The following is a 13,378-nucleotide window of genomic DNA, read 5'->3' as shown; positions in this document are numbered from 1 at the left end:
AGATACCATCCTTATCCAAAACTAGTCTCTGCTTGCAGCAGCTGTACCTCATTAACGGTACGCAGGTAATTCCCCGGCGTACAGCCATACATCTCCTTAAACCGCTTGATGAAATAAGCCGTAGTCCCATAGCCGACCGTAACCGCAATTTGATCGATGGACATATCGTTATTTGCAAGAAGCCGTTTGGCCTGTTCCATACGCCTGCCGGTGATGTAGTCTGTATAGGTGACGCCGAGCTCCTCCTTAAAAAGCTTACTCAAATACTTCGGGCTGATGAATACCTTGGAGGACACAGCATCCAGAGACAGATCCCCGGACAGGTGGCGCTCGATATATTGCTTGGCCGCTTCAATCGTAGACAGTGCCCTGTCGCTGTTCCGCTTCTCGGTCTCGGCGATGAAGGCCGTAATCGAATGGAGGAGCCACTCCCGGAAATGAAGGATATTGGAGAGGGCAATATATTCGTTATACAGATCCATGTGTCCGTGAACAGGATGCTTATAGCGGATGCTTTTCAAATAATCAGAGTAGACAAACACGGTATTCGCCAGAATGAAGTGGCAGTAATCGGCAGGGAAGCGGTCTTCGCGCATGGGAGTAATCAACTGCTCAAGAGCTGCAGCGATCTCGTCAAGCTTGCGGGCCTGGAGCTTATCTTTGAACTTCAGCAGGGCCGGCTGCGGAATTTCATCAAGACTGCTCTCCCGCTCCAGGAGGCTCCGGTCATTCAAAATAACGGTCTCGGGTAGAAAATAGGCGTATTTCATCAACGTCTGCGCCTCGGAATAGCTGATATGAAGATCAGCCACTGCGCTTACCCAGCGCCCCTGCGAGAGCTGCACCTCCATCTGGAACTGCTGCCTGCCCTCCGATACCATAAGCTGCGAGATCTGCTCCACAAGATCCCCGGATGCTTCACGTGCGCATACAATTCCAATAATCCGTTTGTCCGGGAGCTCTTCGGCAATGATCCGGATTCCCGGAAACCGGATTTCCTCCAGTTGACTGGTTATCCGGGCCATTGCCGTTTGAATATGAGTGGAGCTCATGTGTGTGTAAGCCCCCCGTGTATTCAGGAGCAGACAGCAGAAATGGGTATGCTCCAGTGAGATCCCCAGGAACTCCGGATCTATCGCCATAGGTTCACTGGCAGTACTGTTCTGCAGAAGGTTCAGGATCAGATTCTGTTTGATATGCGGGGTGCTGGCCTGCAGGGTATCTTCCAGACTGCTGACTTTATCATTTAGACGGATGAAGGCGGAGTCGATGACTTTGAACTCGTTCATGGCCTGCTCAGGCGCAGGGCCGGTGAAGTCCCTGATTGTACCGAGCAGCCGTTTGATCGGGCTATAGTTTGCTTTTGCCAGAATTCCCGACAGGCCGATGCCCAGTACAAGGGTGAACAGACAAATTCCCAGGATGAGCTGCTGGACAACACTCCATCTCTCATAGAACAGGCTGGCCGGAGCGGCGCTGAATATTTTCCAGCCGGCCGATGGCAGCGTCTGATACGAAATCACGTAAGAGGTATCGTTAATGTTCTCGCTAAAGCTCCTGGCTTCATCCGGAGAGGTCCATGCCTTCGCAATGCTGGAAGCATAGCCGGCCCTCTGAGCCATCGGAGCCTGATCGGAACCTGCCATCATGCTTCCGGAAGGGCCGGAAATAAAGGTGCTCTGATATTGCGGGGGCATCATATTCTGCATTATGGCGCGTATTGCGCTCTCTTTCACGTCTATTGCAATGATTAAATCACTGTCTGCGCCGGAGGACTGAAAGGGATAACTGTGCGCATAGGTGATCAGGTGACTGCCGCTGCCGCCCGGTACGCTGGAGCTGATATCTTCGGGCACCCAGCGTGTTTCAGTCCACAGGCTGTTGAGGGGGTTATTGCCCATTCCGTTAATCCAGTCCATCCAAAACGCTGCACCGGTCCCCTGATCAGCGTTGTATTTCAGCCCATAGAGCGAGGAGAGCATAACCTGCTGCCCTGGGGAATACAGATGCACCGCCTGTATGATGTCCGAGTTGCTGGCCACCTCCGCCTGGAGCATATCCTGAAGGCTGCTTACTTTACTGAGATTCGATTGAAAAGAAGCACCGGCGAGCAGACGCAGCGTTGCCGTCTGCTTCAGGGAGACCTCCAGATAGATCTGCTGGACTCTTTGCAGCACGGAAGCTTCAATGGTTCCGGCGGTATTTTTAAGGATCAGCTGATTCCGGCTTCTCAATTCTTCCTTATAGTGACTTGAGAAATAAATATAAAAAACAGAACAGAGCAAGAGAACAATGACAAGAACAATAGAAATGTACGATATAGCCAGGCTGGTGAATGCTGAACTCCATTTTTTCAAGGCGTATTCTCCTCCCAGGCGGATTATACACTAGTCCCTACTGCAACTATTCATGATTTATGTTAAAGGAATATAAAATTGCTAAATCCGGCTGAAATGTTCCCAGATTGATAGAATTGCGAAATTGTCATATTGAAGACCCGGGCCTGCGATGCTACATTGAGACCGATTCGAATCGAATACTAATTAGGATAGGGGCTAACACAATTGAACACACAGTCTAAAAGAAGGTTGCTATCTGTTGCTGCGGGTCTGGTTCTCCTCACTAATTCTGTCACGGTACATCCTGCGGCTGCGGCTTCAGCAGATTCTTCGATCGAACTGCCGGCTGCTCCGAAATGGGGACATTTCGTAGACAACTACAAGAACAACACTCCGGTTAATATGGCGGTCTACTCCAACCCGGCCATCGGGATTCTCTCCGGATTCCTGGAGCTCTGGACACCCGGCACATCCTGGGATAACGGCACCAAGCTGAACAGCAGCATTCTGGATGCCAACATTCAATATGTAGCTGATCTTGCTGCCACCCGTACCAAGGCAGAGGAAGAGATGGCGTATTACGATGACCGCAGGAACCAGACTTATGGAGCTGCCGACGGCCTTGGTTCGCTATCTGAGGTATACCGTGCCAAATCAGGTACGTACACGACAATTACCAGCATCCCGGCAGACGCGACTACGGTGAAGTACAATGATGGCAACGGCGCTAATAAAGGTGGTAATTCAGATTCCGAACTGGGTAAAATGGTTGACCTGATCGGAAAGATCCGCGGCAACTATGCATCAACATCCCAGGCTAAAAATTTCTACAACTATATGCGTCCGTTCCGCTGGAAGGACCCTTCGATCATCGTGCCTACTCTGGTGCCGGCAATGAGCGCAACACCGGCTACAGATGGCGGCTTCCCGAGCGGTCATACCAACGCCTCCTATCTTGCCGCATTGTCACTTGCTTACGCGGTGCCCGAACGGTTCCAGGAGCTGCTGACCCGGGCTTCAGAGATGGGGAACAGCCGGATTATCGCGGGCATGCATTCTCCCTTCGATGTGATGGGAGGGCGCGTCACGGCGACAGCGCTGGCGGCGGCGACGCTGGCTGACCCGGATAATGCAGAGCTGAAGCAGGCTGCCTATGATCAGGCCCATAAAGTCCTGCTGACAGAGACCGGCACGGCGGAAGACCGGTTTAGTGATTATGAGAAGAACAAAGCACAGTTCACCCAGAGATTGACCTACGGCTTCCCGCAGATCAACTCCACGACCAAGCCTGTGGTTGTTCCTAAAGGGGCTGAAGTGTTACTGGAAACCCGCTTGCCTTATCTGAGTGCTGAGCAGCGTCGGGCGGTACTGGCCACAACAGCAATCCAGTCCGGTTATCCGCTGCTGGATGATCCGGAAGGCTGGGGAAGACTGAATCTCTTCGCCGCAGCTGACGGATATAGCGCTTTCAATAGCAATGTCACGGTAACCATGGATGCCGCCAAAGGCGGATTCCATGCAGCGGACCACTGGCGGAACGATATCTCGGGCACAGGTAAACTGACTAAGGAAGGTACCGGCACCTTGACGCTGACGGGCAGCAATACGTATTCCGGCGGTACTGAGGTGAGCGCCGGAACTCTTAAAGGCGATTCGGCAACGGCCTTCGGCAGCGGTGATGTGCTGAACACCCGCGGCTCTGTAGTGGAGAACGTCTACGGCAAGTTGACGATCGGAGGAGGCTTCACGCAATCTGCGGAGGGCACCCTCGAGCTGAGCCTTACCGGTGCGGGTGATGTACTCGACATCAAGGGAGCAGTGAATATGAACGGGAAGCTGAAGGTGCATTTTGCGAACAACTATGTACCTGCAGGTGGACTGATCCCGCTTATTACCCATGGCGCCAGTCAGCGAAACGGAGAGTTTACCTCCGTCCAGATTGACGGTCTGCCTAGCACGCGCAGTGCCCTGATTGTCTATCAGAACAATCAGATCGGGCTTATTATTACCGACACGACCAGCAGCGGCAACCCGAATTCGGGCGGCACAAGCAACTCCCCGGGCGGGACCACAGGCGGTACAACAAGCGCCCCTGCCAATCCTGTAGTACCAGGGGTACAACCGGGTACACCAGCACCGGTACCGGCGGATCAAGTGAATCCTTTCCAGGCGGGTGTAGTCAGCCGGGAAACGGTTCGCAAAACAGTAAGTGATGCCATTGCCGCAACGAAGAATATTAACAAAACCTTCAGCGACACCACAGGCCACTGGGGCGGCAGCACGATTGCGGCAGCTGTGAAGCTGCAGATTATCGACGGGTACGCAGACGGCTCCTTCCGTCCGAATGCTCCGGTCACCAGAGCCGAATTCACAGCCATGATCGCCCGTGCCTTCGGACTGGAGGCTAAACCGGCTGGAGCTGAGTTCCGGGATGCCAGCTCGAATTGGGCCGCCGGATATATCGGCGCTTTGGCGGAGAAGGGAATCGTAACCGGCTACGCGGACGGCAGCTTCAAACCGGGGGCTACCATCTCCCGTGCCGAAATGGTGACGATCATCGGCCGTATGCTGAATCTTGGAGTGCTTCCGGCAGGCACACCGGTGAGCTTCACGGATGTGAGCAGCGATTACTGGGCTGCCGCAGCCATTAAGCAGGCTGCCTCAACGAATCTGATTCAGGGGGTAGCGGCTTCATCCTTTGCACCACGAAGCAATGCCACCCGCGCCGAAGCTGTGTCCCTTATTATCCGCGCATTGGAGACTGACAGCTCCATTAAAGCGTTAATTGAAGATTTGTAACTGTAACAGGATTCCATAAAGAGACAGCAGAGCAGCGTTTCTTCCGTTTACCGGAGAATCGCTGCTCTTTTTTGAACACGCAGATGTAGAGCCAGGGAAGGCGCCACTTGCAGGTAGCTCACGGATATATAAGTGGAAACAGACAAGGGGAAATCATTATAATAACTTAGTGAGGAGATGCTGCTGCTATGAAACCTTTAGATTATGTGAATCATATTGAACGAATGGAAATAGAGCTTACCCGGTTGAATGCAAGCCGGTCGCTGGTTCCTGTGAAGAGACAGCTCGAAGTTAAGACGGTAGGCACCGTCACCTTGCTTCGGGATTCTACGGACCCGGCGTCGGTTTACTATAACCGAATCAAGGGGTTTGGGCCTCAGATGCTTGCAGAGCTGGATGAGCTGTTGAGTTATTATGCTGGCGATGCCCCTTGCTTTGATATGTCTCCTGACCATATGACAGAAGAAGTGGCGCGGGCGCTATGCAAGAAAGGTTTTTTTCCCGCTGAGCAGCTTGTTTTCATGGTTATCAATCCGCCGCTGGACGGGCTGGAGACTCCGGCATTTCAGTTTGAACGGGTGACGGAGGAGACTGCGGAGGAATTTATAGAATGGATCGGGAAGTCTGCGGGCGGGATGAAGATAACCAGGGAGATGATTGCAAGGTCCAAGGCGTATTTCTATAGGGCGGATTTCATGAATTATATGCTAAGACTAGATGGAGAACCTGCGGCTATGGGCTCCTTGTTTCTCCATGGGGCAGAGGGCTACCTGGCAAATGATTATACCTTCCCGGCCTACCGGGGCAAAGGGTGTCAGTCGTCCCTGATTAAGCACCGGCTTGCGGAGGCCGCCAGACTTGGGTTGAAGGCGGTTTATACAGATGTGGAGTTCGGCTCGGCCAGCCATGCGAATATGGAACGGGTAGGATTCAGGACTGCGTTTCTCAACACGTATTGGATGGCAGAATGAAGTCCAGCTGCAGTTGAAGCGGCCTGTTAACAAACGCCCGGAAAGGAGGCTGCTAAATGAACAAAACGGATCGTATGCTAGCCATAGTGCTTGAACTGCAGCGGGGTAAAATGTTACGGGCGGAGGATTTAGCCGCTACATTTGAAACCAGCGTAAGAACCATCTACAGGGACATTCAGGCACTGAGTGAAGCCGGCGTATCCGTGGTAGGGGCGCCCGGGCAGGGATACACCTTAATGGACGGGTATTTCCTCCCGCCGGTCAGTTTCACGGTGGAAGAAGCCGTGACCCTGCTTATCGGGACGGATTTCATTGAGCAGTGGTTTGATCCCCATTACGGGAGCAAGTCCCGGACTTCCAGGAGGAAGATTGAAGCCATCCTGCCGGAACCGGTCCGCAGTGAGGCCGCCCGGATCCGCAAAAGCTTCCGGCTGCTGGCAACTCCTGAGGATGCAGTGCGAATTCTAGAGAGGGCCTACTTAGAGACGATTCGCCGGGCGATTGTAGAGGAGCGGAAAATAAGCTTCCGCTATGCCAAAAGAGTCGCTGAAGCGGACGGGAACCGGCGAAGTATGCGTACAGTTGCTCCCTATGGACTGGTGCTTCACCAGGGGGCATGGGTACTGACGGGATGGTGTGAGCTGCGCCAGGACATCCGTCATTTCCGGTTATCCCGGATGACAGAGCTTATGGAACTGGAAGAAGGATTTAAGCCGCCGGCGGAGTTCAGTTTAGAGGCATACCAGCCTCCGGATGAACGCAATATTCTTGTCCGCATTCTGGTTCAGCCTGATATGGCTGATAAGGTGAAGGAATCGAATAACTATTATTTAGAAACCGTAGAGGATCATCCGGAAGGGCTGCTGATGACCTTTCGGGTCCGGCAGCCGGAGGAATTGCTGCAATATGTGCTCAGCTGGGGAGGCGGAGTAGTTGTACTGGAGCCGGAATCCTTCCGGCAGCGGATGAGAAATGAATTGGAGAATATGTTAAAACGCTACTGACATAATGCTGTCAGTAGCGTTTTTGTATACTTGGGAAGAACGATGACAAAGGGAGCTGAAAACAATGGTTACAACCAAGGAAGCCTTACAACGATTTGAAGAAACAGCAGCATATTATCTGCAGGAGCTGGATCAATTCAGTCTGGATCAGCTGAAGCAAACGCCAAGTGACAACGGATGGTCCATCGGACAGATGTTTCAGCATCTCATTAATTCGGCGCTGTATATGCAGCTTCGCAATGTGGATCAATGCCTGGTACAGGCTCAAGAGCTACAGGGAGATTCAGTGGAAAAAACCGAGGCCGGTGCGGCTATTTTTGCCCAAGGCAGTTTTCCGCCCATCCGGGTTCAGGTTCCGCCTTCCCCGGAATATACGCCGAAGCAGCCGGAGAACAAGGAGCAGCTGATTGAAGGATTACACACGGTCATCCGGAGGATGAAGGAGATTGAACCTGCGCTCGCAGAAGCTTCACGGCAAAATACAGTGCCTCATCCGCGGTTCGGCGGGCTGAGTGCGGAGGAATGGTTCCTGCTTGTTGAGATGCACTACCGGCATCATCTTTTGCAGCTGGGCCGCTTAAAACAGGAATTAATTTCGGAAACGGCATAAATATGTGATTTTGGACCTGCTAAATCCTGCTACAATGGAGCATATCACCGTTCATTTTGTAGCCGGAAGGAAGGTCTGAGGATGAAGCAGCTATTGCAGCAATATATGAGCCGGCTGACCTCTTTGAGTGAGGCAGAGCAGCAAGCCATATTGGATGAAATCCTGGTGGAAACTTACTCTAAAGGAACGGTTCTGCTGAGACAGGGAGAGGTCCCGGGCAAATGTTATTTTGTCCTTAAGGGATGCGTACGGCAGCATGCCGTTGACGTTGCGGGCCGGGAAGTGACTTCCAACTTCTATACCGAAGAGCAGGCGATCTCCATCTTTAATGCGCATAAAGCGGATAAATCGTCGGATTACACGCTGACCTGTCTGGAGGACTCGGTGCTTGTCGTCGGCCCGCTGGATACGGAGCAGGAGATGTATGCCAAACACACACAGCTGGAGATGATGACCCGCCGGATGATTGAGGAGAGCTTCGGGCAGGTACAGGAGGAGTTTGCTGCTTTTATTGCTTCTACGCCTGAAGAACGCCTGAAGGCTCTGCTTCATCAAAGACCGGGGCTCATCAGCCGTGTTCCCCAGCATCAATTGGCGAGCTATCTTGGAATGACGCCGGAGTCGCTGAGCCGGATCAAGAAGCGGATTTACCGGGAACACGCGGAGCTGGAACTCTGAAGAGCAGCCATAGGCCAAGGCCCAGCTCTCCTGCAGTCATCGGCAGCATGAATATCCATTCCACCACTCTAATAACATTCTCACCACCCGGAGCAAGGGTGCGGCTTAGATGGACAACAGCATAACCGGCTGCGGCCAGCAGCAACAGAAAGGTAAGCAGCTTCGGCATGTTCCGTGATCGTAACGCCAGCAGCCCCACAATCAGCAGATGGCCCCCAAACAGAATCAGACCGATCGACCATACCGCTTCAAAGGCCCCGAGAAGCAGCATCACTTCCGCCTGCTGCTCACCGGATGTGAAGCCGGATAGCTCTTGCCCCCTGCTGCCTGTAAGCAGTGAGACGATAACCAGACAGGAGACGGCAACGGCGAGTACCGCTGTATAGGATAGACGCAGCCATGCACCCAGCAGGGACAGTCCCTTATCCACCGGCTTCAGAACCGTATACAAGGCCCAGGCGGCTATGATGTCACAGGCTATAATCAGCACCCAGCCGAGAATTTCAGCTCTGAACAGCAGAGGAGAGGCTGTCAGGTGGCTGATGGTAGCGGCAGCATCCCCATCAACAATAAGACTTCCATGAATTGTTCCGTACGTAATTGCGGCGGCCACCGCCATTAGAATAATTGAAATACCACCGGTTCGTGCCACTGCAGCAGACATCAACATGACCCCCTGTTTGAATAGATGACTCCATTGTACTCAGCAGGTAACGGCGCTTCATTGACTTAAGTCAAGAGACTGGAGTTCCAGGCAGAACAAATAGCGCGCTCCGGTATATTGCCGGGGCGCGCTTTCGGGTAGTTTACTTTCCAGCCCTTTACCGGGTCCTTATGGCCGTGCAGCGGCAGGTGTGAACGGGCTGTTCTTGTATTGCATCAGCGGTGCCAGCCAAACCATGCCGGTTCCTCGGTACACATTGACCAGTCCTTCACCGGACGCGGCAGAGCCCAGTTTGGTTTTCCCGGATTTCTCCACGGTGAAGTCCAGTGAGTTAGACCACATTAGCGCAAAATTACCATCGACTTTCAGCACATCGTTCTGCAGTTCAATCACAACAGCTTCTTCAGTGGGAATCGGCGCTTCCAAGGCCAGGATGCCCTTACCCCGGGCACTTAGATTGAATAGGCCTTCTCCGCCCAGCGCCGCAGAGGACAGATTCTTACGCGCAGCTACAGCGATCTCAAGCGTGGTCTCGCAAGCCAGGAACATACCATCATCTATGACAATATGGTCGTTGTCGACGTCAATTAACCACAGGTACTTGTAGGTGGTTTCCAAAAGAATGGTCCCCGTCCCCTTATAAAGCGGCTTGATGGCACTGCTTCCTGACACTGCACTGGATACAATATTGCGCATCAGACCGCCGACACCCTTCACACCTGAGGTCATTTCGATATTCCCCGCCATATACTGCATAGCACCCGCGCTCAGCATAACCTCACTGTTATTCAGTTCAATCATCAGCTGCTTATTGCGCATATTGATCTTGCTCATGAAGTAGTTGGCTTGTGCTTCCAGCATAGTTGTGCTGCTTAAATCCTCTTTGTATTCGATCACTGTAAATCCGCCAAGCTGCTCCTTAATCACAACATTAGGATTATCTTTGAGATTATTAATCGTAAAAGCCATAGATTCATTCCTCCCGTGGTGTGATTGGCAAAAATTGTACAAATCGCCGGTTTAGGCATAGGTATTCGACAAAAGATACGTATTTCCTTTAGCGCGAAGGTTCTGCCGATTTCCATTTGCTGTCTCCAGTCTGGTAGAATAATAGCATCATATTTTTGGACTGGGGAGGCAGGTTACAGGGCTATGGATACTATCCTGACCGCACAGCTGACAAAATGGCATGAAGACGGCGAGCATCAGCAGATTGTTGACACTCTGCTGGAGATTCCTCCGGGTGAACGGGACTACGGGATCATCAGCAGCCTGGGCAGAGCGTATAACAATCTGGAACGTTATGAGGAAGGGCTGGAGCAGTTTCAGCAGATAGCCGGGGAAGGGCAGAACGACCCGCTGTGGCATTTCCGCATAGGATATTCTTATTATTATCTCAAGAGATATGAGGAAGCTTCGCAGGCGTTCGGCCACGCGGTTTCCCTTGACCCGGATGACGGCGATTCGGCAAGATGGCTCGAATGGAGCTGGCAGAAAGCGGCTAAAGCGAAGCTGACATCAATGAGACGGGAGCTCAGCAGACAGCATAGAGATTCGGAGCAAGCGGAACCGGCGGTGCCTTTTGAAGGGATGGACTTGTCTGCCTTCTGGGATGACAGTGACTATGCTCTGAAGGAATATGTTCTGGAGCCGCCCGGTGATCAGCTGATCGCCTCGGTTGAGGAGGAACTCGGCTACAAGCTGCCGGCTTCCTATATTGCGCTGATGAAGCAGCACAACGGCGGTGTTCCGTATAATACATGCTTTCCTACAGAAGAAGCGACCTCCTGGGCAGAGGACCATGTCGCCATAACCGGAATTATGGGCATTGGCCGGGACAAACAATACTCCCTCTGCGGAGAGCTGGGCAGTAAGTTCATGATTGAAGAATGGGGTTATCCTGACATTGGCGTGGTGATCTGCGATTGTCCGTCAGCCGGACATGATGTGATCATGCTGGATTACCGCTATTGCGGGAAGGACGGGGAGCCTGAGGTTATTCATGTGGATCAGGAGGATAACTACGAAATTACGTATCTGGCGCCCGATTTCGAGACCTTTATCCGCGGGCTGGTGAATGAGGAGGTATTCGATACCTCAGAGGAAGATAAGGAAGAGGATCTGCGCAAGGTAACACAGGGCCGGTTCTCGCCTCTGCTGACGGAGCTGTGCAGCCGGGTAACAGAAGTAGAGCAGCTAGAGTCCCGAATCCGGGCGGTGTGCACGCGTATTGTCGAAGAGAAGGGGTACTTCTCTTTTCACGCAGATGAATTGTCGCTGCTCCTGTATGATGTGCAGTTCTGGCTGTATACGAATGCCTATCCGCGGCCAAGCCGTGAGGCATATCTTGAAGTGTACCCCTCGATGATTGCCTTCGGCGGCGAGTTCGGGCAGGGCGGATATGCTCCGGGTTTTGTCAGTGATTGGCTGGACAGACGGATCGGAGAAGGGCGGATTATACAAACGGGCGGCGGTCTGGAATTCACGGAGCAGGCACGCACCGAAGTAATTAGACAGCTGGAGGCAGCAGCGCTGAACTTTTGATTTTTTATTTGCTTCAAATTGTATATAATTATCTGATAATAGCCGACAACCTTTTAATAGTATCCCTGAGTGGAGCCTTGCTTCTTTTAGCCCCTGAGCGGCCCGGCTTCTTTTTTGCAAATATACAAGAGATAAGGAAGGTTTTTTATGAGCAGCGTACAGAAAAAAACAGACATTATCTTAATTGGTGCAGGAGTCATGAGTGCGACTTTGGGAGCTTTGCTGAAAGAGCTGGCCCCGGACTGGGAAATTAAAGTGTTTGAGAAGCTTGCAGGCGCGGGAGAAGAAAGCTCTAACGAATGGAACAATGCGGGTACGGGTCATGCCGCACTTTGTGAGCTTAATTATACGTCCGAGAAGCCCGACGGGTCGGTAGATATCAGTAAAGCGGTCAAAATCAATGAACAGTTTCAGCTCTCCAGACAGTTCTGGTCCTATCTGGTGGACCACAATTTAATTCGCCGTCCGCAGGACTTCATTATGCCGATTCCCCACATGAGCTGGGTGGAGGGGGAGCAGGCGGTTAGTTTTTTGAACAAGCGATTTAAAGCGCTATCAAAAAATCCGCTGTTTCAAGGCATGGAGTTCTCCGATGACCCCCGGAAGCTGAAGGAATGGATTCCGCTAATGATGGAGGGACGCACCCCGAATCAGCCGGTCGCCGCAACCAAAACCGATGCAGGAACAGATGTTAACTTTGGCGCGTTGACCCGGCTGTTATTCGATCATCTGCAAAGCCGGAAGGTTGAGGTCCATTACAAGCACGGGATCAAGGATATTAAACGGACTGGCGATGGCTTATGGAAGGTTAAAGTGCAGAATCTGGATACCGGGCAGATTGAATACCATGCGGCCAAATTCGTCTTCATCGGTGCTGGCGGCGGAAGCCTGTCTTTATTGCAAAAGACCGGTATCCCGGAGTCCAAACATATCGGAGGGTTTCCGGTAAGCGGATTATTCATGGTCTGCCAGAATCCCGAGGTTATCGCGCGGCATCATGCCAAAGTATACGGGAAAGCAAAGCTCGGTGCCCCACCAATGTCGGTTCCGCATCTGGATACCCGGTATATCGGCAATCAGAAGGCGCTGCTGTTCGGGCCGTTTGCCGGCTTCTCGCCAAAGTTCCTCAAAACAGGGTCCAACCTGGATCTGATTAATTCCGTTAAACCGAATAATCTGTTCACGATGCTGGCGGCAGGTGCCAAGGAAATGGCGCTGACCAAATATCTGATCCAGCAGCTGATGTTATCGAATGAGCAGCGGATGAATGAATTACGCGAGTTTATTCCGAACGCCAAAAGTGAAGACTGGAAAATCGTCGTTGCCGGCCAGCGTGTGCAGGTGATTAAGGATACGGCGGAGGGCAAAGGGACGCTTCAATTCGGTACGGAAGTGGTCAGCGCCGCCGACGGCTCGGTAGCCGCGCTGCTTGGCGCATCTCCGGGAGCATCCACGGCTGTCCATGTCATGCTGGAGGTGCTGGAGAAATGCTTCCCGCAGCACATGAAGGAGTGGGAGCCGAAAATTAAAGAAATGATCCCTTCCTATGGCGTGTCCCTGGCAGCCCACCCCGAATTGCTTCAGGAGGTTCTGGCGTCCGTAACGCAGTCGCTGGGCCTGCGCGAAGAAGCACCGCAAAAGCAGGCTTATTTCTGACAAAGTGCATGAACAAAGGCAGGCCTCCGATGATGAACGGGGACCTGCCTTTTATTCGAGAAATTACTTCCCGAACCATCTCGCCGGATGAAGACGCTTGGCAACCTCCATAT

Annotated in this window: 10 protein-coding genes; 7 read left to right on the top strand and 3 right to left on the bottom strand. The window is 52.5% G+C overall.

Annotation, left to right across the window (positions count from 1 at the left end):
* Nucleotides 1-11: 11 nt before the first annotated feature.
* Nucleotides 12-2,357 (bottom strand): helix-turn-helix domain-containing protein, encoded by a 2,346-nt coding sequence (locus tag JRJ22_RS28460; protein ID WP_206102528.1) that lies wholly within the window; start codon nt 2,355-2,357, stop codon nt 12-14.
* A gap of 207 nt (nt 2,358-2,564) precedes the next feature.
* On the opposite strand from JRJ22_RS28460, the gene JRJ22_RS28455 reads away from it, so the two are divergent.
* The 5 genes from JRJ22_RS28455 to JRJ22_RS28435 all read left to right on the top strand — a co-directional run bounded on the left by JRJ22_RS28455 (nt 2,565) and on the right by JRJ22_RS28435 (nt 8,401).
* Nucleotides 2,565-5,138, top strand: a complete 2,574-nt coding sequence (locus JRJ22_RS28455; RefSeq protein WP_206102527.1) for an S-layer homology domain-containing protein — start codon at nt 2,565-2,567, stop codon at nt 5,136-5,138.
* A 188-nt stretch (nt 5,139-5,326) separates the two neighbouring features.
* Nucleotides 5,327-6,109 carry a GNAT family N-acetyltransferase gene (locus JRJ22_RS28450; protein ID WP_206102526.1) on the top strand — a complete coding sequence of 261 codons (783 nt, stop codon included), beginning with the start codon at nt 5,327-5,329 and terminating at the stop codon, nt 6,107-6,109.
* Nucleotides 6,110-6,165: 56 nt separating this feature from the next.
* Nucleotides 6,166-7,113 (top strand): helix-turn-helix transcriptional regulator, encoded by a 948-nt coding sequence (locus JRJ22_RS28445; RefSeq protein WP_206102525.1) that lies wholly within the window; start codon nt 6,166-6,168, stop codon nt 7,111-7,113.
* Between the two features lie 64 nt (nt 7,114-7,177).
* Nucleotides 7,178-7,723 (top strand): DinB family protein, encoded by a 546-nt coding sequence (locus tag JRJ22_RS28440; RefSeq protein ID WP_206102524.1) that lies wholly within the window; start codon nt 7,178-7,180, stop codon nt 7,721-7,723.
* A gap of 81 nt (nt 7,724-7,804) precedes the next feature.
* The gene (locus tag JRJ22_RS28435) at nt 7,805-8,401 is read left to right on the top strand and encodes a Crp/Fnr family transcriptional regulator (RefSeq protein WP_206102523.1); all 597 of its coding nucleotides are present in this window, start codon (nt 7,805-7,807) and stop codon (nt 8,399-8,401) included.
* Here the strand turns inward: JRJ22_RS28435 and JRJ22_RS28430 are convergent.
* Nucleotides 8,358-9,065: a DUF4386 domain-containing protein gene (locus JRJ22_RS28430; RefSeq protein WP_232380991.1), complete on the bottom strand. Its 708-nt coding sequence runs from the start codon at nt 9,063-9,065 to the stop codon at nt 8,358-8,360. The two genes, JRJ22_RS28435 and JRJ22_RS28430, sit on opposite strands and share 44 nt — an antisense overlap.
* A gap of 168 nt (nt 9,066-9,233) precedes the next feature.
* A complete protein-coding gene (locus JRJ22_RS28425; RefSeq protein WP_206102521.1) occupies nt 9,234-10,034 on the bottom strand; it encodes an AIM24 family protein in 801 nt (266 codons plus the stop codon).
* Between the two features lie 183 nt (nt 10,035-10,217).
* On the opposite strand from JRJ22_RS28425, the gene JRJ22_RS28420 reads away from it, so the two are divergent.
* Nucleotides 10,218-11,609, top strand: coding sequence for an SMI1/KNR4 family protein (locus tag JRJ22_RS28420; RefSeq protein ID WP_206102520.1), 1,392 nt, complete (start codon nt 10,218-10,220; stop codon nt 11,607-11,609).
* 147 nt (nt 11,610-11,756) lie between these two features.
* Entirely contained in the window at nt 11,757-13,265 is a 1,509-nt protein-coding gene (gene mqo / locus JRJ22_RS28415) for a malate dehydrogenase (quinone) (protein ID WP_206102519.1), read from the top strand.
* The last annotated feature ends 113 nt before the right edge of the window (nt 13,266-13,378 follow it).

Origin of the sequence: Paenibacillus tianjinensis (assembly GCF_017086365.1) — a bacterium.
Taxonomy (GTDB): Bacteria; Bacillota; Bacilli; order Paenibacillales; family Paenibacillaceae; genus Paenibacillus_AQ; species Paenibacillus_AQ tianjinensis.
The sequence above is the reverse complement of the archived record's forward strand: the minus strand, read 5'-3'. Positions and strand labels throughout refer to the sequence as shown.

Bases quoted from the DNA above. Each gene is read 5' to 3' on its own strand.
- JRJ22_RS28450 (WP_206102526.1), top strand. From the start codon at position 5,327: ATGAAACCTTTAGATTATGTGAATCATATTGAACGAATGGAAATAGAG.
- JRJ22_RS28445 (WP_206102525.1), top strand. From the start codon at position 6,166: ATGAACAAAACGGATCGTATGCTAGCCATAGTGCTTGAACTGCAGCGG.
- JRJ22_RS28440 (WP_206102524.1), top strand. From the start codon at position 7,178: ATGGTTACAACCAAGGAAGCCTTACAACGATTTGAAGAAACAGCAGCA.
- JRJ22_RS28435 (WP_206102523.1), top strand. From the start codon at position 7,805: ATGAAGCAGCTATTGCAGCAATATATGAGCCGGCTGACCTCTTTGAGT.
- JRJ22_RS28430 (WP_232380991.1), bottom strand. From the start codon at position 9,065: ATGTCTGCTGCAGTGGCACGAACCGGTGGTATTTCAATTATTCTAATG.
- JRJ22_RS28425 (WP_206102521.1), bottom strand. From the start codon at position 10,034: ATGGCTTTTACGATTAATAATCTCAAAGATAATCCTAATGTTGTGATT.
- JRJ22_RS28420 (WP_206102520.1), top strand. From the start codon at position 10,218: ATGGATACTATCCTGACCGCACAGCTGACAAAATGGCATGAAGACGGC.
- mqo (WP_206102519.1), top strand. From the start codon at position 11,757: ATGAGCAGCGTACAGAAAAAAACAGACATTATCTTAATTGGTGCAGGA.